This window comes from Dechloromonas hortensis, from assembly GCF_009469765.1.
Taxonomy (GTDB): Bacteria; Pseudomonadota; Gammaproteobacteria; order Burkholderiales; family Rhodocyclaceae; genus Azonexus; species Azonexus hortensis.
The window spans coordinates 41,478-65,844 of record NZ_SSSQ01000017.1 but is presented as its reverse complement, the minus strand read 5'-3'; the positions used below and the strand labels follow the sequence as shown (position 1 = coordinate 65,844).

The 24,367-nt window shown below is 62.1% G+C and carries 19 protein-coding genes and 1 tRNA gene; 8 read left to right on the top strand and 12 right to left on the bottom strand.

Annotation, left to right across the window (positions count from 1 at the left end):
- Nucleotides 1-113: 113 nt before the first annotated feature.
- The 4 genes from aceE (at nucleotide 114) to GH663_RS19505 (ending at nucleotide 6,813) form a co-directional block, all read left to right on the top strand.
- Nucleotides 114-2,789: a pyruvate dehydrogenase (acetyl-transferring), homodimeric type gene (gene aceE / locus GH663_RS19520; protein WP_066885078.1), complete on the top strand. Its 2,676-nt coding sequence runs from the start codon at nucleotides 114-116 to the stop codon at nucleotides 2,787-2,789.
- A gap of 15 nt (nucleotides 2,790-2,804) precedes the next feature.
- Nucleotides 2,805-4,448, top strand: coding sequence for a dihydrolipoyllysine-residue acetyltransferase (gene aceF, locus GH663_RS19515; RefSeq protein WP_153133268.1), 1,644 nt, complete (start codon nucleotides 2,805-2,807; stop codon nucleotides 4,446-4,448).
- Nucleotides 4,449-4,458: 10 nt separating this feature from the next.
- A complete protein-coding gene (gene lpdA, locus GH663_RS19510; protein WP_153133267.1) occupies nucleotides 4,459-6,246 on the top strand; it encodes a dihydrolipoyl dehydrogenase in 1,788 nt (595 codons plus the stop codon).
- 75 nt (nucleotides 6,247-6,321) lie between these two features.
- Complete coding sequence (locus GH663_RS19505; RefSeq protein ID WP_153133266.1) at nucleotides 6,322-6,813, top strand: thioesterase family protein; 492 nt, start codon at nucleotides 6,322-6,324, stop codon at nucleotides 6,811-6,813.
- On the opposite strand, the gene ppk2 is transcribed toward GH663_RS19505, so the two are convergent.
- Complete coding sequence (gene ppk2 / locus GH663_RS19500) at nucleotides 6,814-7,932, bottom strand: polyphosphate kinase 2 (RefSeq protein WP_153133265.1); 1,119 nt, start codon at nucleotides 7,930-7,932, stop codon at nucleotides 6,814-6,816.
- Nucleotides 7,933-7,989: 57 nt separating this feature from the next.
- A complete protein-coding gene (locus GH663_RS19495) occupies nucleotides 7,990-8,445 on the bottom strand; it encodes a SixA phosphatase family protein (RefSeq protein ID WP_066885088.1) in 456 nt (151 codons plus the stop codon).
- Between the two features lie 310 nt (nucleotides 8,446-8,755).
- Here GH663_RS19495 and GH663_RS19490 point away from each other — a divergent pair, with 310 nt between their 5' ends.
- Complete coding sequence (locus GH663_RS19490; protein WP_153133264.1) at nucleotides 8,756-9,715, top strand: TerC family protein; 960 nt, start codon at nucleotides 8,756-8,758, stop codon at nucleotides 9,713-9,715.
- On the opposite strand, the gene GH663_RS19485 is transcribed toward GH663_RS19490, so the two are convergent.
- From GH663_RS19485 to GH663_RS19445, 9 genes are all read right to left on the bottom strand, one after another.
- Entirely contained in the window at nucleotides 9,712-12,009 is a 2,298-nt protein-coding gene (locus tag GH663_RS19485; RefSeq protein WP_246181654.1) for a fatty acid cis/trans isomerase, read from the bottom strand. The genes GH663_RS19490 and GH663_RS19485 overlap by 4 nt on opposite strands.
- 190 nt (nucleotides 12,010-12,199) lie before the next feature.
- Nucleotides 12,200-12,988, bottom strand: a complete 789-nt coding sequence (locus GH663_RS19480) for a class I SAM-dependent methyltransferase (protein ID WP_153133262.1) — start codon at nucleotides 12,986-12,988, stop codon at nucleotides 12,200-12,202.
- A 71-nt stretch (nucleotides 12,989-13,059) separates the two neighbouring features.
- Nucleotides 13,060-13,135 (bottom strand) — tRNA-Phe (locus tag GH663_RS19475).
- An 85-nt stretch (nucleotides 13,136-13,220) separates the two neighbouring features.
- Nucleotides 13,221-14,705, bottom strand: coding sequence for a sensor histidine kinase N-terminal domain-containing protein (locus GH663_RS19470; protein ID WP_246181653.1), 1,485 nt, complete (start codon nucleotides 14,703-14,705; stop codon nucleotides 13,221-13,223).
- Nucleotides 14,706-15,377, bottom strand: coding sequence for a response regulator transcription factor (locus GH663_RS19465; protein ID WP_153133261.1), 672 nt, complete (start codon nucleotides 15,375-15,377; stop codon nucleotides 14,706-14,708). It lies immediately after the preceding gene.
- A gap of 329 nt (nucleotides 15,378-15,706) precedes the next feature.
- Nucleotides 15,707-17,392, bottom strand: coding sequence for a cation acetate symporter (locus tag GH663_RS19460; protein ID WP_153133260.1), 1,686 nt, complete (start codon nucleotides 17,390-17,392; stop codon nucleotides 15,707-15,709).
- Entirely contained in the window at nucleotides 17,389-17,706 is a 318-nt protein-coding gene (locus tag GH663_RS19455; protein WP_153133259.1) for a DUF485 domain-containing protein, read from the bottom strand. Before GH663_RS19455 ends, GH663_RS19460 begins: the two co-directional genes overlap by 4 nt.
- Nucleotides 17,707-17,923: 217 nt before the next feature.
- Nucleotides 17,924-19,576 carry a chaperonin GroEL gene (gene groL, locus GH663_RS19450; protein WP_066885111.1) on the bottom strand — a complete coding sequence of 551 codons (1,653 nt, stop codon included), beginning with the start codon at nucleotides 19,574-19,576 and terminating at the stop codon, nucleotides 17,924-17,926.
- Between the two features lie 47 nt (nucleotides 19,577-19,623).
- The gene (locus tag GH663_RS19445) at nucleotides 19,624-19,914 is read right to left on the bottom strand and encodes a co-chaperone GroES (RefSeq protein ID WP_153133258.1); all 291 of its coding nucleotides are present in this window, start codon (nucleotides 19,912-19,914) and stop codon (nucleotides 19,624-19,626) included.
- Between the two features lie 319 nt (nucleotides 19,915-20,233).
- On the opposite strand from GH663_RS19445, the gene GH663_RS19440 reads away from it, so the two are divergent.
- The 3 genes from GH663_RS19440 to GH663_RS19430 are packed head-to-tail and all read left to right on the top strand — an operon-like array spanning nucleotide 20,234 to nucleotide 22,204.
- On the top strand, nucleotides 20,234-20,608 hold the full coding sequence (locus tag GH663_RS19440; protein WP_153133257.1) for a response regulator transcription factor: 375 nt from the start codon (nucleotides 20,234-20,236) through the stop codon (nucleotides 20,606-20,608).
- Nucleotides 20,609-20,612: 4 nt separating this feature from the next.
- Nucleotides 20,613-21,224: a chemotaxis protein CheC gene (locus tag GH663_RS19435; protein WP_153133256.1), complete on the top strand. Its 612-nt coding sequence runs from the start codon at nucleotides 20,613-20,615 to the stop codon at nucleotides 21,222-21,224.
- On the top strand, nucleotides 21,221-22,204 hold the full coding sequence (locus tag GH663_RS19430; RefSeq protein ID WP_153133255.1) for a sensor domain-containing diguanylate cyclase: 984 nt from the start codon (nucleotides 21,221-21,223) through the stop codon (nucleotides 22,202-22,204). Before GH663_RS19435 ends, GH663_RS19430 begins: the two co-directional genes overlap by 4 nt.
- 3 nt (nucleotides 22,205-22,207) lie before the next feature.
- On the opposite strand, the gene GH663_RS19425 is transcribed toward GH663_RS19430, so the two are convergent.
- Nucleotides 22,208-24,328, bottom strand: a complete 2,121-nt coding sequence (locus GH663_RS19425) for a diguanylate cyclase domain-containing protein (RefSeq protein WP_170291462.1) — start codon at nucleotides 24,326-24,328, stop codon at nucleotides 22,208-22,210.
- Nucleotides 24,329-24,367 lie beyond the last annotated feature (39 nt).

Sequence of the window (24,367 nt, the reverse complement as noted above, 5' to 3'; positions counted from 1 at the left end):
AATGCGGAATAGCATGTAGGTGTAAACACGGGCTCGCGAAGCGACCCATAAAGAGCTAGAGTTGTTTTGCTCAACAGGCAAAACAAAATGAAATCCAACCTAGGAGACAAACCATGGCCGATCAGCCGAACGCCCTGCTTGACCCTGCTGACGTAGATCCGCAGGAAACCAAAGAATGGATTGACGCCCTCGATGGCGTCATTTCACAAGAAGGCCCGACCCGCGCCCACTACCTGATTGAAAAAGTGATCGGCCAGGCCCGCCTGCAGGGGGTCGACATCCCCTACTCGGCCAATACCGAATACATCAACACCATTCCGGTCGATAAGCAGCCCAAGTACCCGGGCAATGCCGACATGGAAATCAAGATTCACTCCTATATCCGCTGGAACGCGATGGCCATGGTCGTTCGCGCCAACAAGGAAACCAACGTCGGCGGCCACATCGCCTCCTTCGCTTCCGCCGCCGCGCTGTACGACGTCGGCTATTCGCATTTCTGGCGTGCGCCGAGCGCCGACAATGGCGGCGACCTGATTTTCTTCCAGGGCCACTCGGTACCGGGCGTCTATGCCCGCGCCTTCATGCTCGGCCGCTTCACCCAGGAACAGATGGACAACTTCCGCCAGGAAACCGGCGGCAAGGGCATCTCCTCCTACCCGCACCCGTGGCTGATGCCCGACTTCTGGCAATTCCCGACCGTGTCGATGGGCCTCGGCCCGATCCAGGCCATCTACCAGGCCCGCTTCATGAAGTACCTCGACTCGCGCGGCCTGGCCAAGGCCGGTGATCGCAAGGTGTGGGCCTTCCTCGGCGACGGCGAGACCGACGAAGTCGAATCGCTCGGCGCCATCGGCATGGCCGGTCGCGAGAAGCTGGACAACCTGATTTTCGTCATCAACTGCAACCTGCAGCGCCTGGACGGCCCGGTGCGCGGCAACGGCAAGATCATCCAGGAACTGGAAGCCGAATTCCGCGGCGCCGGCTGGAACGTCGTCAAGCTGATCTGGGGCACCCACTGGGATGCGCTGTTCGCCCGCGACAAGAAGGGCATCCTGAAGAAACGCATGATGGATTGCGTCGATGGCGAGTACCAGACCTTCAAGGCCAAGAACGGCGCCTACGTCCGCGAGCATTTCTTCAACACGCCGGAACTCAAGGAACTGGTCGCCGATTGGACCGACGACGAAATTTGGCAACTGAACCGCGGCGGCCACGACCTGTTCAAGATCTTCGCCGCCTACAACGCCGCCACCACCCACAAGGGCCAGCCGACGCTGATCCTGGCCAAGACCATCAAGGGCTTCGGCATGGGCGATGCCGGCGAAGCGATGAACATTTCCCACCAGCAGAAGAAAATGGACATCGAGCAGATCGGCCGCTTCCGCGACCGCTTCTCCCTGCCGGTGCCGGACGACAAGCTGGCTGAACTGCCCTACCTGACCTTCCCGGAAGATTCCGAGGAATACAAGTACATGCGCCAGCGCCGCATGGACCTCGGCGGCTTCCTGCCGCAGCGCCGCCGCAAGGCCGAGCCGCTGGCCGTGCCCAGCCTCGACAAGTTCGAAGCGCTGTTGAAGGCATCCGGCGAAGGCCGCGAACTGTCCACGACGATGGCCATCGTCCGCATCATGAACATGCTGTTGAAGGACAAGAACGTCGGCAAGAATGTCGTGCCCATCGTGCCGGACGAATCGCGCACCTTCGGCATGGAAGGCATGTTCCGCTCGGTCGGCATCTGGAATCAGGAAGGCCAGAACTATGTGCCGGAAGACCATGACCAGTTGATGTTCTACAAGGAATCGAAGACCGGCCAGGTACTGCAGGAAGGGATCAACGAATCCGGCGCGATGAGCGACTGGATCGCCGCCGCCACCGCCTACTCGGTGCATGGCGTGCAGACCATTCCGTTCTACATCTGCTATTCGATGTTCGGCATGCAGCGCGTTCTCGACCTGTGCTGGGCGGCTGGCGACCAGCGCGCCCGCGGCTTCCTGATCGGCGGCACCGCCGGTCGCACGACACTGAACGGCGAAGGCCTGCAGCACGAGGACGGCCATAGCCTGATCCTCTCCAATCTGATCCCGAACTGCATTTCCTACGACCCGACCTTCCAGTACGAAGTCGCCGTCATCGCCCAGGACGGCATGCGCCGCATGCACGTCGAGCAGGAAGACGTCTTCTACTACATCACCGTGATGAACGAGAACTACGAGCACCCGGAAATGCCGGTGGGCGCGGAAGCCGACATCATCAAGGGGATGTACGCGTTCAAGAAGGGTGGCGAATCGGCCGGCCCGCGCGTCCAGCTGCTCGGTTCCGGCACCATCTTCCGCGAAGTCATCGCTGCCGCCGAACTGCTCAAGAACGACTGGGGCGTCGAGGCCGACCTGTGGGGCTGCCCGAGCATGAACGAACTGGCCCGCAACGGCCTGGATGTTCAGCGCTGGAACATGCTGCACCCGCTCGAAGCACCGAAGCTGTCGCACGTCGAGGAAAAGCTGGCCGGCGCCAAGGGTCCGGTCATTGCCGCCACCGACTACATCAAGCTGTTCTCCGAGCAGATCCGTCCGTTCGTCAAGGCACCGTACGTCACGCTGGGCACCGATGGTTTCGGCCGTTCGGACACCCGCGAGAAGCTGCGCCATTTCTTCGAAGTCGATCGTCACTGGGTGACGTTGGCCGCTTTGAAGGCGCTGGCCGACAACGGCGAGATCGCCCGCGAGAAGGTCGCCGCTGCCCTGGTCAAGTACAACCTTGACCCGAACAAACCCAACCCGATGTCGGTTTAATCAGGGAGAGACAACATGAGCCAAATCATTGAAGTCAAGGTCCCCGATATCGGCGACTTCGCCGAAGTGCCGGTCATCGAGCTGTTCGTCAAGGTCGGCGACAGCATCAAGGTAGACGACGCCATCGTTACCCTCGAATCCGACAAGGCGACGATGGATGTGCCGTCGCCGGTCGAAGGCGTGGTCAAGGAAGTGCTGATCCAGCTCGGTTCCAAGGTCGCCGAAGGCGCGCTGCTGATCAAGGTGGAAACCGGTGGCGCCGCTGCCGCTGCGCCGGCTCCGGCCGCCCAGGCGGCGGCTCCTGCCCCGGCCCCGGCTGCCGCGCCGGTGGCAGCAGCGCCGGCCGCCGCTGCCGGCGGTGGCCTGGTTGAAGTCAAGGTGCCGGATATCGGCGACTTCGACAGCGTTCCGGTCATCGAACTGTTCGTCAAGGTCGGCGACAGCATCAAGGTCGACGACGCCATCGTCACGCTCGAATCCGACAAGGCGACGATGGACGTGCCGTCCACCGTCGCCGGTGTGGTCAAGGAAGTGCTGGTCCAGCTCGGCTCCAAGGTGAGCGAAGGCGCTGTGCTGATCAAGGTCGAAAGCGGCGCTGCCGCACCGGCCGCCGCGCCGGTCGCCCAGGCTGCAGCCCCGGTGGCTGCCGCCCCGGCCCCGGTTTCTGCCCCCGTAGCACAGTCGACCGCAGCAGTCGCCCCGGCCGCCCTAGCGCCGGCCCTGCCGCTCGGCGCCAAGGTCCATGCCTCGCCGTCGGTCCGTGCCTATGCCCGCGAACTCGGCGTCGATCTCGCCAAGGTACCGGCGACCGGCCCGAAGAACCGCATCGTCAAGGAAGACCTGACCAAGTACGTCAAGGGCGTGATGTCGGGCGCCATTTCCGGCCCGGTCGCCCCGGCGGCTGGCGGTGTCACCGGTGGCGGCGTGCTCGATCTGCTGCCCTGGCCGAAGGTCGATTTCAGCAAGTTCGGCGAGATCGAGGTCAAGCCGCTGTCGCGCATCAAGAAGATTTCCGGCCAGAACCTGTCGCGCAACTGGGTGATGATCCCGGCCGTGACTTATCACGAAGATGCCGACATCACCGATCTGGAAGCCTTCCGCGTTCAGTTGAACAAGGAAAACGAGAAGTCCGGCAACAAGCTGACCATGCTCGCCTTCCTGATCAAGGCTTGCGTCAAGGCAATGCAGCGCTTCCCGGAATTCAATGCCTCGCTCGATGGCGACAACCTGGTGCTGAAGAAGTATTTCAACATCGGCTTCGCGGCCGACACGCCGAACGGCCTGGTCGTGCCGGTGATCAAGAACGCCGACAAGAAGGGCGTCTTCGAGATCGCCAAGGAATCCGGCGAACTGGCCAAGCAGGCCCGTGACGGCAAGCTGAAGCCGGCCGACATGTCCGGTGCCTGCTTCACGATCTCCAGCCTGGGCGGCATCGGCGGCACCTACTTCGCACCGATCGTCAATGCGCCGGAAGTTGCCATCCTCGGCGTCAACAAGTCGGCGATGAAGCCGGTTTGGGACGGCAAGCAATTCGTGCCGCGCCTGACCCTGCCGCTGTCGCTGACTGCCGACCATCGCGTCATCGACGGTGCGCTGGCCACCCGCTTCAACGTCTATGTCGCCGAACTGCTGGCCGACATGCGCCGGATGATCGTTTAAGGGGAATGCGATGAGCCAGATTATTGAAGTCAAGGTCCCCGACATTGGCGATTTCGCCGAAGTCCCGGTCATCGAGCTGTTCGTCAAGGTCGGCGACAGCATCAAGGTGGACGACGCCATCGTCACGCTGGAGTCCGACAAGGCGACAATGGATGTGCCGAGCCCGGTCGAAGGCGTGGTCAAGGAAGTGCTGGTCCAGCTCGGCGCCAAGGTGGCTGAAGGCGCCCTGCTGATCAAGGTGGAAACGGGTGCCGCCGCTGCGGCGCCGGTTTCTGCTCCTGCAGCACAGTCGACCGCAGCAGTCGCCCCCCCGGCGGCAGCGCCCGTCGCCGCTCCGGTGGCCGGCAGCCATGCCGGCGGTGCCGACATCGAGTGCGAGATGCTCGTCCTCGGCGCCGGCCCCGGCGGCTATTCGGCGGCCTTCCGCTCGGCCGACCTCGGCATGAAGACGGTCATCGTCGAGCGTTACGCCACCCTCGGCGGCGTCTGCCTCAACGTCGGCTGCATTCCGTCCAAGGCACTGCTGCACGTCGCCGCGGTCATGGAAGAAGCCCAGCACGCGGCCGATCTCGGCGTCACCTTCGCCGCGCCGCAAGTCGATATCGACAAGCTGCGCGCCCACAAGGACAAGGTTGTCGGCAAGCTGACCGGCGGTCTGGCCGGCATGGCCAAGGGCCGCAAGGTCGACATCGTGCGCGGTTTCGGCACCTTCCTCGATCCGCATCACATCGAGGTCGAAGTGACTGACGGCGCGGGCCAGGACAAGACTGGTTCGAAGAAGGTCATCAAGTTCCAGAAATGCATCATCGCCGCCGGTTCGGCCGCCGTGCATCTGCCTTTCATCCCGAAGGACCCACGCATCGTCGACTCGACCGGGGCGCTTGAACTGCGCTTCGTGCCGAAAAAGATGCTGGTCATCGGCGGCGGCATCATCGGCCTCGAAATGGCGACTGTCTATTCGACCCTCGGCGCTCGCGTCGATGTCGTCGAAATGATGGATGGCCTGATGCAGGGTCCCGACCGCGACGCCGTCAAGGTCTGGGAAAAGCAGAACGCCAGCCGTTTCGACAAGATCATGCTGAAGACCAAGACCGTTGCGGTCGACGCCAAGGAAGACGGTCTTTACGTCACCTTCGAAGGCGAAGGGGTGTCACCGGAACCGGTCAAGTACGACATGATCCTGCAAGCCGCCGGCCGCGCGCCGAACGGCAAGAAGATCGGTGCCGACAAAGCCGGTGTCGCCGTCACCGACCGTGGTTTCATCAACATCGATGCCCAGATGCGGACCAACGTACCGCACATCTTCGCCATCGGCGACGTCGTCGGCAATCCGATGCTGGCCCACAAGGCGGTGCATGAAGCGCACGTCGCGGCCGAAGTCGCCGCCGGTCACAAGGCCGCGTTCGATGCCACCGTGATCCCGGGCGTCGCCTACACCCACCCCGAAGTGGCATGGGTCGGCTACACCGAAGATCAGGCCAAGAAGGAAGGCCGCAAGGTCGAGTCCGCCAAGTTCCCGTGGGCGGCTTCCGGTCGCGCCATTGCCAACGGTGCCGAGTACGGCTTCACCAAGCTGATCTTCGATGCCGAAACGCATCGCGTCATCGGCGGGGCGATTGTCGGCCCGAACGCCGGCGACATGATCGGCGAAGTCTGCCTGGCCATCGAGATGGGCTGCGACGCGGTCGATATCGGCAAGACCATCCACCCGCACCCGACACTGGGCGAAACGGTGGGTATGGCGGCCGAAGTGGCGCACGGCACCTGCACCGATGTGCCGGCCCCGCGCAAGAAGTAAGTCCCGCTAGGCTAAACTAGCGTTCGGTTTGGGCGACGGCAACCCCGTCGCCCTTTTTTATGTCTATTGAACGCGATGACTGCCACCACCCAACTACCCCGCCGCTCCGCCGAGGAGCAAATCCGTCTCGAAGCCGCCCTGCGCGATGTTTTCGAGCACAAGCTCTGCTTCAACGAACTGCTCGGTTTCAAGGTCGAATCCCTCGATCCGGCCGCGCCGCAGATCAGCTTCGCCATGCGCCAGGAACTGATCGGCCATTACCAGCATGGCCGCCTGCATGGCGGCGTGATCGCCACCGTGCTCGACACCGTCGGCGGTCTGGCGGTGACGGTCGCCGTCGCCGAAAAATTCAACAGCGAGACAACCGAACAGGTCGGCCACCGCTTCGGCCGCATCGGCACCATCGATCTGCGCACCGACTACCTGTATCAGGGCATCGGCAAAAAATTCACCGCCACCGGACGGATCACCCGTCTCGGCGGCCGCATTGCTTCGGTGCAGATGACGCTGGAAAATGAAACCGGCCTGCTCATCGCCACCGGTGGCGCCTCCTACGTCATCAGCTGATTACAGGATCGGCAGCCCCTGCTGCTCGCCGCGCTCATAGACGACATTGGCGCGGCCGACGATCAGCGGGTCGAGATTGCCGATCCGCTCGGTGTCCTTGTTGTTGTACGGCAGTTTGTGCAGCACGTAGCGCATCGCATTGAGGCGCGCCCGCTTCTTGCAGTTTGACTTGATCACCGTCCACGGCGCGTCGGCGGTGTCGGTGTGGAAGAACATCGCCTCCTTGGCCTTGGTGTAGTCGTCCCATTTGTCGAGGGAAGCCATGTCGATCGGCGACAGCTTCCATTGTTTCAGCGGATGCACCTTGCGTTCGCGGAAGCGGCGGCGCTGCTCCTCGCGGCTGACCGAAAACCAGAATTTGATCAGATGCGTCCCGTTGCGGGCCAGCATGCGCTCGAACTCCGGGGCCTGACGGACGAACTCGCCGTATTCCTGATCGCTGCAGAATCCCATCACCCGCTCGACGCCGGAACGGTTGTACCAGGAGCGGTCGAATAGCACGATCTCGCCGTTGGTCGGCAGATGCTGCACGTAACGCTGGAAATACCACTGGCCGCGCTCGATCTCGCTCGGCTTTTCCAGCGCCACGACGCGGGCACCGCGTGGATTGAGATGCTCCATGAAGCGCTTGATGGTACCGCCCTTGCCCGCCGCATCGCGCCCCTCGAAGAGGATCACCACTTTCTGCCCGGTTTCCTTGACCCAGGCCTGCAGCTTCAGCAACTCAACCTGCAGCCGGTATTTCTGCCGCTCGTAATTGCGGCGCTGCATCAGGTTTTTGTAGGGGTAACCGCCATCGCGCCAGTCCCGGGCCAGTTCCTCGTCGGGACTGACCGGCAAGTCACCAGTGACGACGCCTTGCTGCTTGAGCAGGCCCTTGAGCAAGGCGACCGACTCTTCACTCGACAGGCCGGCAATGACGTCGCGCATGGCGCCCATTTTTGCCTCCTGGGCACCGTCGACCGCAGCACTGACGCTGAAGGTCTCGATGGCCGGCTGCTTCAGGACCGGGGCGACATCACCGCTGGCCACCGGCCGCGGCGGCCGCGCGGTGACTTTCTTCGGGGCTACGGCCGGAACCGCCGGCTGGCTTGCTGTTGTCTTTTTTCTGCTAACCATGCTCTCTCCATCGATCGATGCCAAAGAGCTTATTTCACGCCTAAGCCGTGCCCTTGTCTAGTCCAGCAATTCGACCGGAATCATCGCCCGCAGCACGGTCTGGCTATCGCCCCGACGGACCCTGCTGCTCAACCACCACAAGGCGCCCTTCTTGATGCTCCAGTCCGCCTCCTGTCCAGCGAGCAGCAAGGAAGCCAGACGGCCAAGCGAGGGCTGGTGGCCGATGATCAAGACCGAACCGGGGGCCTGCGGCCAGCCGGAAGCAGCGATCAGTTCGGAAACGCAGGCCTCGGGACCGATCTTGCGATGGGTCTCGAAGGGCAGTTTCAGGGCTTCGGCCGTCTGTTGCGTGCGCACGGCCGGACTGACGATGATGCGCAGATCCTTCGGTTGATGCGCGCGAATCCAGGCGCCCATGGTGCGCGCCTGCTTCTCGCCGCGCTCGGTCAGCCGGCGCTTCATGTCGTCCTCGCCATCCTCCGCTTCGGCGTGGCGCCACAGCAACAAATCCATGCTCGTCTCTCTGTTGAAAATCGGCATCATGGGCCTCCATTGTTACGTCCGCATTGCAAAGTATAGGCCGGGGCCATTAGGGAAAGGTTGACAGCTGGCCCCGGCCTTCACTAGAGTCAAGATATCCCAAGGGGGAGTAGCTCCCATCCGGCCTGTCGTCATCACGAAGCCCCCGCTTCCGGCAACCGGGCAGCAGAACAGCGCTGCGAGCAAGACCTTTGCCGCGACGGCAAGGCTCCTTTGGCATTCCATGGCCCTGCCCACTCCGGCACGGGCCATTTGCTTTGTGGAATGCGCGAAAGGAAACATCATGGAAACCATCGGCAGTCTGGGTTTATGGACGGGCTTTGCCGCCATTGTGCTGGTCATGCTGGCCATCGACCTCTTCGTCGTCGGTGGCGGCAAGGAGCATCGGGTCACTTACAAGGAAGCGGCCATCTGGTCGATGGTCTGGATCAGCCTGACCTTCGCCTTCGCCGGGGCCCTGTGGTGGCATCTCGACGGCAGTTTGGGACGCGAAGTCGCCAATACCCGGGCCCTCGAATTCATCACCGGCTACTTGATCGAAAAAGCCCTTGCGGTCGACAACGTCTTCATCTGGCTAATGCTGTTCGGCTACTTCGCAGTACCTGCCGAATTGCAGAAGCGCGTGCTGCTCTACGGCGTGCTCGGCGCCATCGTCATGCGCACGGTGATGATCTTTGCCGGCGCCTGGCTGATCAGCCAGTTCCACTGGATTCTGTACATTTTCGGCGGCTTCCTGCTGATCACCGGCGTCAAGATGTACTGGTTCGCCGACGAAAAGCCCGACCTCGACAACAATCGACTGATCCAGTGGCTGCGCCGCCACCTGAAGATCAGCAGCGACTTCGACGGTCAACGCTTCTTTACCTGGCAAAACGGCGCCCGTCACGCCACCCCGCTCTTGCTCGCCCTGGTCCTGGTCGAGATCTCCGACCTGATTTTCGCCGTCGATTCAATCCCGGCCATTTTTGCGATCACCACCGATCCGTTCATCGTGCTGACCTCCAACATCTTCGCCATCCTCGGCCTGCGTGCCATGTACTTCCTGCTCGCCGGGGTCGCCGACCGCTTCTCGCTGCTCAAGTATGGGCTGGCCGTCGTCCTCATGTTCATCGGCGTCAAAATGCTGCTGATCGATCTCTACAAGATCCCGGTTGGCTTTTCGCTGGCCGTCGTTGCCGTCATCATCGGCACCTCGGTCTGGGCCTCTCTGCGCAAGGAAGCCCGAATGAAACGCACCGGCTAGCGATTTTCGAGGCGGCTGTAGTCGAGGATGGCCGCCTCGCGCGGGGCGATCCGCCGCCATTCGGCATGGATCGCATCGCTCAGCGGCCAGAAACGGGGATCGCTCCGGCGCACGCCATAACGCTCGGTCAGACGGACCAGATCGTCCTCACGCTTCAAGCCGGCCACCAGATCGGTGAAATTCGGCAATTCTGCGGCGTCGACCGCATAGATCGCATTCGGATAGGCGCCAACCACGCCATCCAGCGCCAGCAGCGTGTCTTCCTCGGGCAGGCGACGTTTCGACTCGCGGATGATTTCGGCAACATTGCTGTGGGCACTGTTACGCACCAATGAAACGAGATGCAGGCTGCGGTCAGCCCGCCGCACGGCCAGCAAGCTGTTCTCCGGCATCACCGACGCCGCGATGCCGGCGACCGCCCCCAGGCGGCGCAAGTGGACTACCTCCGGCCGACTCCAGCCATTCGCCGCCCAGTCCAGACTGGCTTCGCGCACCGGCGCCATGCGTTGGAGCAGCGCCTGGTACAACTCGTCGAGCGGCTTCGCGCTGCGGAAACGCATGCCGCTTTCCTGCGAAAAATAGGCGGCAGCATCGGAAAAATAGCGACTATGAGCTCCGTTTCGGCCGCGATACCAGTGATCGAGCACCGGCTGACGGGCCTGCAGCGGCAGCAGGGTGAGGAAATTCAGTTCGCCTTCCATACGCAGGAAATCCATATACAGACGTGTGGCGACCTGATGGCCGAGGTTGCCGTAAACGTCGAAGCCGGCGACCAGCAGGTAATGCATCCGTTCCAACAGCGGATAGCCGAGCAACAGCGTCGTCTGCGGCTTTTCTCCGGCCAGGCCGCGCACGACGGAAGCACTATCGAAATGGCGAAAAACGGTTAGCGCAGCATTCGGATTCCGCCCCTCGCCATTCCACAACTTGTTGACGTGCGGCAGGAAGTCCTTGCTCGCCGACTGAGCCAGCACCTTGCTCTTCGACTCCAAATAACGGTTTTCCAGTGTCGCGTAGTCACGCCAGGCGAGCAGGCCGGCCGTGCTTTCGTGCTCGGCCGGCAAGCGCAAGGCCGGCATCGCGGCATCGAGCATGGCATCCATCAAACGATTTTCCTTGCTGTCCGGATTGACGAATACCACCCAGAAATGATCGTTGATCACATTCAGGGCAACCTGCCCCCGGCAGACCGGCCCTTTCATGAAGCCCATCAGCGTGAATTGCGCCTCGTCCAGCATGAAGCGATAGCGCGCCTCCACCGGCAGTGCACGGAAGGTGACGAAAGGATTTGAGGCGACCTCCGCCGCATAACCGGGCAACTGTTCGACCCGGTAATTCGGCGCCAAAAACCAGCCCCGCAATCGGCTCAGGCGCTCGGCATCGAGTTTGAGCGGCATATGCGTCTTGGCAACCGCCGTCGCCTCCAGCCGTTGCAGGCGGTAATAAACCCGCTCGATGCCAGGGTCGTCATACGGCCGGCGCGTCACCACCCGCTCGATCGGCACACCCGACGGCGTCCGACTACGGACCAGTTCGAAGAAGACGCCGGGCAACTCGTCAAAATATAGATGACCGATATACCAGTGCTCGTAGATGTAACGAGCCGCCAGTTGCTCCTTCAGGCTGTCGCCATTGAGGAATTGCTCCCACTCGCCCACCTTGGCCCGGATCGCGGCCGGCAACGGGGCTGGCGGCGTATAGGGCGCACCGGCTTCCAGCCACTTGCTCAGCGTCGCATGCTCCGCCGCCGGCAAGGCCGGCAGACCAAAGGGCATGCCGCGCTGCGGATGCTGCCGCGCATACTCGTCCACGCCCTCGGCTCGAACGCAGACCTGTGTGCGGTCGAGCGAAAAATCAAAATCCCGCTCCGGCAAGGCGCCGGCCTCCGGCCCGGGATTTTGCTGCTTCAAGCTGAGCAGACGGTGCATGACCCCGGCTGTGCGATTTGCCTCGGGCGTCGACTGCCGCTCGTTGAGAACCGGAAAAAAGCCCATCTGACGCCAAGCCACTGTCGTCTGCGCATCCACCCCCAGCCGGGTCGGCTGCGCGGCAAGCAGGCGCGTGCTGGAATAGACGACCTCCGGATTCGCACCGCGCGTCAGGCCGGCATAACTAGCCAGGTTCAACTGGCACGGTGCGTCGTAGCAGGCGTGGCAACTGACGCAACGTTGATCGAGGAGCGGCCGGACATCGCGCCAGTAATCGGGCGACGGTCCGTTGGCCGCGACCGGCAAGCGATCAAAGCGGGCCGGATCGGCGACCCCGAAACGATCATCGAGGTGCAGCGAAATCACCGTTGCGCAAGCGCTCAACAGCAGAAAAAGGAGAGGGGCTAGTTTGCGCATCGCTTGACCGTTCGAACCACGTGGAGCAGGCAACAAGCACCCCGCACGACACCGGAAATAAGGAATGGCGGGGAGAATACCCGAGGCCGGTACGCCATGCCACAGAGAACAGACGCCATCGCCTCCCCGGTGAGGCAGTTCAGCCGGTCTTGGCCTTCAGCGCTTTTTTCGGGTAAATGTCGAAGCGGCTGGATTTGCCTTCGAGCGCATAGCCGGGCTGCACCCCGGCAATGGTCGGCGCCTTGCGCGGCCGCTTGACCACCACCCGGTGCGTCGCCAGCGCCAGGGCGGCCGCCAGCAGGGCCGGCGCATCGTCATCGGCGCCGGCCAAAGGGCGGAACAGGCGCATTTCCTTCTTGACCAGCGCACTCTTGTCGCGGTGGGGAAACATCGGGTCCAGATAGATGACCTGCGGCACTTCGTCCGGCCAGGCTTGCATCAGTTCGATGGCATTTCCGAAGCGCAGATGCATCCGGCCGACAATCGGGGCTACCTCGGGGTCGGCCATGGCGCGCGCCAGCCCATCCTCCAGCAGGGCGGCAATCACCGGCTGGCGTTCGATCAGCCGGACGGCGCAACCAAGTTCGGCCAGCACGAAGGCATCGCGACCGAGGCCGGCAGTGGCATCGAGGACGAGTGGTCGCACACCGGGCTGGATGCCGACCGCCTTGGCGATCATCTGGCCGCTACCACCACCAAACAGCCGACGGTGCGCCACCGCCCCTTCGACAAAGTCGACCCGCACCGGCCCCGGGGCATCCGGCCCCAGTTCGACAAACTGCAAGCCATCGCCACCCAGTTGGACGGCAAAATCGGCCTCGCCCGTCAGAGGCAAATGCAAACGCTCTGCCCAGCCGGCAGCCGCAGCCGCAAAGGCTGGCTCCAGCGCGTCAACACGGATCATGACCGGCAGAGAGTCGGTGCTCATCGGGTATCCCAAAAGCAAAAAAGCCAACCATTGCTGGTTGGCTTTTTCTACCTTGCGAACAAGGATAATTCTGGTGGCCAATCGCGGAATCGAACCACGGACACGCGGATTTTCAATCCGCTGCTCTACCAACTGAGCTAATTGGCCAAAACGAGCGCGCATTATAGCGATGAGAATCAGTGCTGGCAAGACAATTCAGCATTCAGCGCAAAAAAAGCTCGCCCTCCCCCAATCAGGTGCCAATCGGTGGCGACTGGCGATAGAGTTCCGAAAAGTCGTCAGGCTCCGGCGGCGGCGGTGGCGGCGCTTGCCAGGCCGCAAAGACCACCCGTGCCACGGCACCACGGCCCTGCGGATTGGGCCGCAAACTGGCGCGCGAACCATGCTGCATGGCAATTTCCTGAACGATGGCCAGGCCCAGGCCACTGCCCTCGGTCATCGCATCGTCGACGCGGTAAAAGCGCTCGAAAACCAGCTCCGCCTGCTCTTCGCTGATCCCGATCCCGTCATCCTCGACCTCAAGGACGACGCTGACCTGATTGTTCAGGATACGACAAGTGACATGACCGCCCCTCGGGGTATAGCGGAGCGCGTTGTCGATCAGGTTCTTGGCAAGTTCGCGCAACAGAAAGGCATTGCCCATGATCATCGCGTCGTTGTCCGCCTCGTAGCCCAGATCAATGCCCTTTTCGATGGCAACCATGACCCAGTCCTCCACCACATCGCGAATCAGGGCAGCGAGATCGAGCGGCTCATGCCGCTGCTGGGCCGGCTCGCCGCCCTCGGTACGGGCGAGGGTGAGCAATTGATTAACCAGGCGCCCGGCCCGGTCCACCCCGACCGCGATCTGGCGCAAGGCGTGACGCAAGGCCTCCGGATCGGTTTCGCGGATGGCGAACTGGGCCTGGGTTTTCAGGCCGGTCAGTGGCGTGCGCATCTGGTGCGCTGCATCGGCGACGAAGCGCTGTTGTGCCTCGACGTTTTTCTTCATGCGCTCCAGCATGGCGTTGAAGGCTTCGACCAGCGGCTCCAGTTCTTCCGGCACGCGACGGGTGGCAATCGGCGACAAGTCGGCGGGTTCTCGGGCCTCGATGGTTTGGCGCAGCCGGGTCAGCGGCCGCAAGCCCCGGGAGAGACCGAACCAGACGAGCATGACGGCCAGTGGAATGATCACGAACTGCGGCAGGATGACGCTGGCGACGATCTTGTTGGCCAGTTGGGTCCGCTTCTCGGTCGTTTCGGCGACTTCGACGACGATCCAGCGCTCGCGGGGCAAGGTCGGATCGGCCAGCCAGGTATAGGCAAAGCGCAGATCCTGGCCGTTGTATTCGGCATCACGCAGGTAGATTTCCCCGGTCAACGAGGCATCGCCGGGCAACTCGCTGGGCATCGGTAATTCCTTGTCGCCGGCGAGCAGCTTGCCGTCCTGGGTGACGACGTGGAAATACACGCTGTCGGTCTCGTCGGCGCGTAGCAGCGCCCGCGCCGAGGCCGGCAAGGTCAGCACCGGTTTGCCGCCGACCAGCTTGACCTGGCGGGCGATCGCCGCGACATGCTCGCGCAGGGCCTGATCGTAGGGGAAATTGGCGACGTTGTTGGCGAAGTAATGGGTAAAGGCGATGCTCAGCGGCCAGACGAAAAGCAGCGGCGCCAGCATCCAGTCGAGAATCTCACCGAATAGCGAGCGTTCGGTATCGGAACCAGGCGTCGTTGCCAATTACTCGCCCTGCGGACGTTCGAGGCAATAGCCCAGGCCGCGCACGGTGGCGATCTTGACGCCACCGGGTTCAAGCTTCTTGCGCAGACGATGGACATAGACCTCGATGGCATTGTGGCTGACTTCCTCGCCCCAGCCGCACAGATGGTCCACCAGCTGGTCCTTGCTAACCAGGCGGCCCATGCGGGTCAGCAGCACCTCGAGCAAGCCGATTTCCCGCGCCGAGAGATCGAGCGAGTGGCCCTGGATCTGGGCGACACGCCCAACCTGGTCATAACTCAGCAAGCCGCACTGGATAGTCGGTGTCGTCCCGGCCGAGCGGCGGGTCAAGGCGCGGACCCGGGCCTCCAGCTCGGCCAGCTCGAAGGGCTTGACCATATAGTCGTCGGCCCCAAGATCAAGTCCCTTGACGCGGTCGCCGGTGCCATCGAGCGCCGTCAGGATCAGCACCGGCAGCTGGGAGTGACGGGCCCGCAAACGTTTCAGCACCTCCAGGCCGGACAGCTTGGGCAGGCCAAGGTCGAGAATCAGCAGATCGTAGGAAACCGTCATCAGCGCCGTTTCGGCCTCCAGGCCATTCGGCGCCCAATCGACGGCATACCCACCCTGGCGCAATGAACGGGCGAGCCCGTCGGCAATGATCGCGTCGTCTTCAGCAATAAGAATGCGCATTTATACGTTTGGCCTATGCTGGCGTAAGATTTTTGTAAGCCTGTCGCATTATTCTGCGCGGGCTGTTCTCCTTTTATGGTCTTCGGAGTCTGCGGTTACACCGCGACTCAGGGGGTCGCCCGATCCTGCACTGGGCAACCCCCTACCGTTTTTTTTCCCCTAAAGCCCGACAAGTCTAACAAATAAACCGCCCTGCAATTTTTGCAGTGCACCAGCACGTTCGCATTTTCAGGCGAGCCCTGCGGTCGACTGCCTTTCCGATGCAAAAATCAGGACGAAAAAAAGCCCGGGTCGAAACCCGGGCTTTTGCTTGACGGTGTTCTGTCGGCTTAGTGCGAAGAGGCGGTAGAAGCACCCAGACCGGTTTCCGAACGAATCAGCTGATCCGGGAACAGGGCACGTTCCTTCTTGGCCTGCTCGGAGTTGTCCAGGATGGAAACGAGCCAGATCGTGAAGAAGGCCAGCGACATCGAGAAGATAGCCGGCGAGGAGTACGGGAACGGCGCGGAGCCCTTCGGGTTACCCAGCACAGCTTCCCAGACGTTGGCGGACATCACGGTCAGGGCAACGGCGGCGATCAGGCCGACGAAACCACCAACGGTTGCACCGCGGGTCGTGCAGTTCTTCCACAGGACGGACATGAAGAGAACCGGGAAGTTGGCCGAACACGCGATGGCGAAAGCCAGCATCACCATGTAAGCAACGTTTTCCTTTTCGAACAGGATACCCAGGACCACAGCCAGAACGCCGAGGCAGATGGTGGTGATCTTGGAAACGCGCAGTTCGTCTTCGGAAGTTGCCTGGCCCTTCTTGAACACGGTTGCGTACAAGTCGTGCGATACGGCAGAGGCGCCGGACAGGGTCAGACCAGCCACAACGGCGAGGATGGTTGCGAAAGCCACGGCCGAGATGAAGCCGAGGAACAGGTCGCCGCCAACAGCCTTGGAGAGATGCACAGCAGCCATGTTGCCGCCGCCCTTAAGGCCCTTGGCAATTTCACCGCCAACGTAGAACTCGCCCGGATTCTGCACCAGGTTAACAATGGCGCCGAAGCCGATGATGAAGGTCAGGATGTAGAAGTAGCCGATCCAGGTGGTTGCCCAGGCAACCGACTTGCGGGCTTCCTTGGCGGACGGCACCGTGAAGAAGCGCATCAGGATGTGCGGCAGGCCAGCCGTACCGAACATCAGGGCCATACCGACCGAGATCGCGGAAATCGGATCCTTGATCAGGGCACCCGGCGACATGATGGCATCGTGCTTGGAGTGAACTTCAACTGCCTTGGCGAACAGCGCTTCCGGGCTGAAACCGAACTGCAGCAGCACGGAGACGGCCATGAAGGTCGCACCGGTCAGCAGCATGACGGCCTTGATGATCTGCACCCAGGTGGTAGCGGTCATGCCACCGAACAGCACGTACAGCATCATGATGATGCCGACCATGATGACGGCGTAGGTGTATTCCAGACCGAAGAGCACCTTGATCAGCTGACCGGCACCGACCATCTGCGCAATCATGTAGAAAGCGACAACGACCAGGGAGCCGGTAGCGGCAAAGGAACGCACCGGGGTCTGGGCGAAACGGTAGGCAGCCACGTCGGCAAACGTGAACTTGCCCAGGTTGCGCAGACGCTCGGCCATCAGGAAGGTGATGATCGGCCAGCCGACCAGCCAGCCGATCGAGAAGATCAGGCCGTCGAAGCCATTGGCGAACACCAGGCCGGAAATACCGAGGAAGGAAGCGGCGGACATGTAGTCGCCGGCAATGGCCAGGCCGTTCTGGAAGCCGGTGATACCGCCACCAGCCGTATAGAAGTCAGCTGCCGTCTTGGTTTTGCCGGCCGCCCACTTGGTGATGTAGAGCGTGAAACCGACGAAGGCGCCGAACATCGCGATCGCGGTCCAGTTGGTTGCCTGCTTGGTCGTGTTGCCGAGATCGGCACCAGCCGCCATGGCTGCACCGGCAGCCAGAAGAGCGACAAGGCCGCTCAGGATGTACTTGGTGTTGGTTTTCACTTACCGGCCTCCTTCAGCACTTGGGCGGCTTCGGCGTCGAATTCCGTATTGGCGCGACGCACGTAGATGGTGGTGATGATGATGGTGAAGAGAATGACCCCCAGACCCATCGGGATACCAATGGAAGTGACCATGCCAGCCCCCAGCTTGGTGGCAAGCCATTCCTTGTTGAAAGCGATCAGCAGGATATAGCCGAAGTACACGATCATCATGAGCGAGGTCATGATGAAGGAATACGAATTACGCTTCGCGATCAGAGACTGGAACTTGGGATTGTTCCGAATCTGCGCGTAGCTGTCTGTGTGTTGTGACATCGATTTGCTCCTCAGACTTAGTGATTATTAGAGGCATTGCTGCGGAGCGTAATTTAGGCGGGGCTACTTACAGCCAACTTACAGCGCGCAAGCGATTTCGAAATAGTTAACTCGTTTAACAAAAAGCACCGAAACCCCTTGATATTTCAGGCCAAGCGCCAAGAAAAAGCCCCGCACAAGGCGGGGCTCTCGGTGAGCGTAAAGGCTCAGCAGGACATTACATGCCCATGCCGCCCATACCGCCCATACCACCCATGCCGCCCATGTCAGGCATGCCGCCGGCCGGCTTGTCTTCAGCCAGTTCAGCAACCATGCATTCGGTGGTCAGCATCAGGCCGGCCACGGAGGCGGCGTTCTGCAGTGCGGTGCGGGTGACCTTGGTCGGATCGAGAACGCCCATTTCGACCATGTCGCCGTACTCGCCGGTGGAAGCGTTGTAGCCGTAGTTACCCTTGCCACGCTGCACCTTGTCGACCACAACAGACGGCTCGTCACCGGCGTTGGCGACGATTTCGCGCAGCGGCTGTTCCATGGCGCGCAGCACGATCTTGATGCCGGCGTCTTGGTCGTGGTTGTCACCCTTGAGCTTGCCGATGGCAGCACGGGCGCGGATCAGCGCAACGCCGCCGCCGGCGACGATGCCTTCTTCCACAGCAGCGCGGGTAGCGTGCAGGGCGTCTTCAACGCGGGCCTTCTTTTCCTTCATTTCGACTTCGGTGGCAGCGCCAACCTTGATGACGGCAACGCCGCCAGCCAGCTTGGCAACACGTTCCTGCAGCTTTTCCTTGTCGTAATCGGAAGTCGCTTCTTCGATCTGAATGCGGATCTGCTTGACGCGGGCTTCGATGGCAGCAGCTTCGCCGGCGCCGTCGATGATCGTGGTGTTTTCCTTGGCGACTTCGATACGCTTGGCCTGGCCCAGATCCTTCAGGACAGCCTTTTCCAGCGTCAGGCCGGTTTCTTCGGCGATCACGGTACCGCCGGTCAGAATGGCGATATCTTCCAGCATGGCCTTGCGACGGTCGCCAAAGCCCGGGGCCTTGACGGCAACGGTCTTCAGGATGCCACGGATATTGTTGACGACCAGGGTAGCCAGGGCTTCGCCATCGACATCTTCAGCGATGATCAGCAGCGGACGGCCGGCCTTGGCGACTTGTTCCAGGATCGGCAGCAGGTCGCGGATATTGGAGATCTTCTTGTCGAAGAGCAGGACGAACGGGTTTTCGAGCAGGGCTTGCTGCTTGTCGCCGTTGTTGATGAAGTACGGCGACAGGTAGCCGCGGTCGAACTGCATGCCTTCGACGACGTCGAGTTCGTTGGCCAGGGACTTGCCGTCTTCAACGGTGATGACGCCTTCCTTGCCGACCTTTTCCATGGCATTGGCGATGATTTCGCCGATGTCGGAATCAGAGTTGGCGGAAATGGAGCCAACCTGGGCAATTTCCTTGGTCGTGGTACACGGCTTGGAGATGGCCTGCAGTTCGGCGATGGTGGCGGTGACAGCCTTGTCGATACCGCGCTTCAGATCCATCGGGTTCATGCCGGCGGCAACGAACTTCATGCCTTCGCGAACGATGGACTGAGCCAGCACGGTGGCGGTCGTGGTGCCGTCACCTGCGATGTCGGAGGTCTTGGAAGCGACTTCCTTGACCATCTGGGCGCCCATGTTGGCGAACTTGTCCTTCAGTTCGATTTCCTTGGCGACGGAAACGCCGTCCTTGGTGACGGTCGGGCCGCCGAAGGAACGCTCGAGCACGACATTGCGGCCTTTCGGGCCGAGGGTGACCTTGACCGCATCGGCCAGGACGTTGATGCCTTCGACCATGCGGGCACGGGCGGAATCACCGAATTTGACTTCTTTAGCTGCCATTTAATAGCTCCTGAAATTTGATCTGTTTTGAACGTCGACCGCAGCGCTTAGGCTTGCAGGACACCCATGATGTCTTCTTCACGCATGACCAGGACTTCCTGGCCATCGACCTTGACGGCCTGGCCGGCGTACTTGCCGAACAGAACGCGGTCACCCACCTTGACGTCCAGGGCGACCTGCTTGCCGTTGTCGTCGCGCTTGCCCGGGCCAACGGCCAGGACTTCGCCCTGATCCGGCTTTTCGCCAGCGGAATCAGGAATGACGATGCCGGAAGCAGTGGTGCGTTCGGCTTCAACGCGCTTGACGATCACACGGTCGTGCAAAGGACGGATATTCATAAAGCTAACTCCTCGTGGTTCACAGAGATGAAATTGGCCGGCACACCCAACGGGTTCCCGGGAACGGAGCGAGCGACTGTTAGCACTCGCATCCGGTGAGTGCTAAATAATAAGGTCGCCCCCCCGCTATTTCAAGGGCCGACTTTGAAATTTTCTGCTACCCCAATCTGCCGGTACCTGTTTCGCCCCGTCCCGCGGCAAGGGCAGCGCTGCCGAACAAGCGAATCGACGGCTGCCCGGCCAGTGTTTTAACAAAATTCTTCACCGGAATTAATCTCGGCAATATCGACAAGAGCACGACTTTGGTCATAATTCGCGGATGGAAAAAAACACTCATCCGCTCCTGCTCATCGTTGATGACAGCCGCATGTCCCGCATGCTGGTCCGCGCCATCGTCGCCGACAGCCGGCCTGACTGGCGCATTGCCGAAGCCTGCAACGGCGATGAGGCGCTGCAGATCGTCGCCGAAGAATGTCCCGACTACATCAGCATGGACGTCAACATGCCGGGCATCAGCGGCCTAGAAGCCGCCGGCCGCATTCGCATACGCCACCCGGAAGCCCGTATCACGCTGTGCACCGCCAACATCCAGGAAAGCACCCGGGAGGCTGCGGCCCGGGCCGGCGTTCATTTCGTCGCCAAGCCGATCACCGCGCAATCGGTTGCCGACGCCATCGCCTTTTTCGAGGCCTGAACGCGTGAGTCTGAACGAATTGCAGCGCGATGCGCTGGGCGAGATCTTCAATATCGGCGTCGGCCGGGCCGCCGCCAGCCTGAGCCAGATCGTCAGCGACGAGGTGCTGCTGAGCGCCCCCGAAGTAATGGTCGTCCATCGCGAACAAGCCGCCAAAGTCCTGCTCGGTGCCGAACTGAACCAGTTCAGCACGGTCAGCCAGAGCTTTTCCGGCCCCTTCGACGCCCAGGCCATGCTGGTCTTTCCCGAGTCGAATGCGCTGGAAATCGTCCGTCTGATGGTCGGGCCGCACATGAGCATCGAGGAACTCTCGGAATTTGAGCAGGAGGCGATGTGCGAAATCGGCAACATCATCCTCAACGCCTGCATGAGTTCGCTGGCCGACATTTTCCACATCCGCTTCGAAAGCACGCTGCCGCTGCATCGTTTTGGCGACACCTACAACCTGCCCATCCTCGACGGCGACGAGGAGCAGATGGTGCTGCTCCTGCAGGTGGACATGATCATCAGCCAGCAGCGCATCCAGGGCCACATCCTGTTTCTGCTCAGCGTGCCTTCGATGAGCGCCCTGCTCGACCATATCGACCGCTACCTGAGTTCGCAAGGCTTGGCATGACAGCAGGCGAATTCGACGGCATCGACCTCGGCTGCGTCATCGACAGCCTGCAAGTCGGCATCATCATTCTCGACAGCGCACAGCGCATCCGCCATTGCAACCGCTGGCTGACCCAGCGCAGCGGACTCTCGGCCAGCGCGATCGACGGCAAGCCGCTGTACGAGGTGTTTCCCGAGGCACGAGGCAGCCGGCTCGAACAAGCGGTGCTCCACGCCATTGACGACCGCCTGCCGTCGCTGCTTTCACCGGCGTTGCACGGGACGCTGCTGGCGCTTTACCAGACGCCAGGCGACCGCCGTCACGACCGGCGCATGCAACAGATGATCCACGTCGTACCGCTCAGCGACAAGGCGCAGCAGGGAGCCTGCCTGATCCAGATCAGCGACATGACGGCCAACATTTCGCGCGAGCGCCTGCTCCGCCAGCAGACCGAGACACTGCGCCGGACCACCACCCAGGATGCGCTGACCGGCGTCGCCAACCGGCGCAAGTTCGACGACGTCCTGGCCAGCGAGTTTCACAAGGCGCAGCGTAACCAGTCGCAACTGGCCCTGATGATCATCGACCTCGATGCATTCAGCCGCTACAACACGCATTACGGCCGCGAGCGGGGCGATGTCTGCCTCAGCGAAATCGCCGCCGTCCTGCAGGATGCCGTTCGCCCGCTCGGCGACCTGCTCGCCCGCTATGCCGGCGACGAATTCGCCCTGATCCTGCCCGGCATCGATGAACGCGAGGCCTGCCGCCTAGCCGAAAACCTCCGTCTGCGGGTCGGCACTTTGGGCATTAGCAATGCCGCCAGCAACACGGGCTATCTGACGGCGAGCATCGGCGTCACGGTCATGCAGCCGAGCGCCGATGCCGACACCCACACCCTGCTCTCCTCGGCCGATGTCGCGCTTTACCAGGCCAAGCACGAAGGCCGCAACCGCGTCGTCTATTTTTCCGCCGAGGACGGCAGCTTCAAGAGCTACGGCTAAGCTTCACGCCATGCCCGGGCCGAACAGGCGATAGGCGTTTCGCCCCCCGGCCTTGGCAGCATACAGCGCAGCATCGGCACTGCGCTTGAGGACATCCATGTCCTCGCCGTGCTCGGGGAAGATGGCCACCCCGACGCTGGCCGAGATGCGTGCCTCACCGGCCTCGAGCAGAAACTCCTGACCGAGACTGCCGACCACCCGTCGCGCCACGTCCTCCGCTTCGGCGGGGGTGGCGATCTTGGGCAGGATGACGGCGAACTCATCCCCCCCCAGTCGGGCGACGGTATCCGATTCGCGCACCAGCAAGCGCAGACGGCGCGCCGTTTCAAGCAGCAGTTCGTCGCCGGCGGCATGCCCCATGCTGTCGTTGACCGCCTTGAAGTGATCGAGATCGATGTAAAGCAGCGCAAACGCCTCGCCGTAGCGCCGCGCCTGGGTCATCGACATCTGCAGGCGGTCGTAGAACAGTGCGCGGTTGGGCAGATCGGTCAGCGGATCGCTCTGCGCCTTGTGGCGCAGCAACTCCTCGGCCTCCTTGCGCTGGGTGATGTCGATGAAGGTGGCGACGTGACGTCCGCCACTTTCCGCCGCCTCGCCATGAATCGTCGAAATGGCCAACCAGGATGCATAAACAGTCCCGTCGCGCCGTCGATTCCAGATTTCGCCTTCCCAGTGACCGTTGCGTACCAGCGCCTGCCACATCGCGGCGTAGAACTCCGGCCCGTGCTGGCCGGAGGCGAGCAGTTTCGGGTCACGGCCGAGCACTTCGCGCACCGGGTAGCCGGTAATCACCGAAAAGGCCGGATTGGCCTGGATGATCAGGTTTTCGCTATCGGTAACAATGATTCCTTCGCTGGCATTTTCCATCACTGCGGCGGCGATCTGCAGCGCCCGCTCATCGGCGATACGATCCGTCATGTCGCTGACATTGACCACCCATTGCGGCGCTTCGTTGGCCCCGACATCGATCTTCGCAACATGGACGTCGGCCACCCGAACCTGCTGGCTGCCGGCGCGCAGGAAACGCAGGCGCGAACTGGCCGAGACCGGCTCGCCGCGCAGACGACGGCCGAGGCGATCCGCCACCACGCCCCGGTCGAGCGGATGGATGTAATCGAGAATGGGATGTCCGATCATCTGCTCCGGCATGCAACCGAGAATCGCTGCCGCCCGCTCGTTGGCGAAAGTGATGCAAAAGGCCGGCGCTTCGAAAATCAAGATGCCGTCCTGGCTGGCCTCGATCACCGAGCGGTAACGCGCCTTGCTGTCATTAATCAGGCGCTCGTTGCGCTGCCGCTCGGCAACTTCTTCGAGCAAGTGGGCATTGGCCGCGGAAAGTTCCTGGGTGCGCTCGGCAATCAGCCGCTCCTGGCCGGCGCTGATTTCACTCAGCCGTAAAAAATAGCGGCGCGAGCGGGCCGCGGCATAGTGCAGCAGCCCGGCAACCAGTACGGCCGCGGCAACCATCAGGAAGACGGCACGCTGCCGTTGCTGCGCACGCACGGCGAGCATTCTGGCGGCTGGCATCGTCACGCTGATCCCGCCCCGGACCATGCCCTGTACGTAACCCTGCGTCGCATGGCAGACCAGACAGGATTTCTTGACGTAAAGCGGTGCCATATAGCGGTAGACCGCCGCCTCGCCCGTACCGACCAGGGCCAGCGCCTCCTCGGTCTTGCGTTCATCGAAGCTGCGCAGCGCCGCGGCCTCCCAGTCGTCGGCACCGTTGCCCGGGCGCATCGGCTTCAGGCTGGTGATCCGGAACTTGACGCCGTCGGCCTGCTCGGCGATCTCGGCAATCTGGCGGGTCATGAAGGCCGGGTTGACCATTGTCAGGCGCATGCCATCGACCGTCGTCAGATCCCGTTTCGGATGCGACAGATAAGGATTGGGCTGGGTCTGTTCGGTGACCGGGACATAGACGCCGCCATGCCCGGCGTTCCAGTCGCGGGTCAGCTCGACCAGGCGGAACAGCGCGTTGCCCCGCTCGCGGGCGAGGTACTCGATATTGTCGTCGATGAAACGGAAATCGATGGCAACGGCGAGGCCACAGATCACCGCCACGACCAGGTAAATGAACGCGACGCCGACCCGGTAGCCGGCGAATTGGGGGCTATTCGACACGGAGGACTCAGCGTTCGATGCAATCGTCATGATGACCAA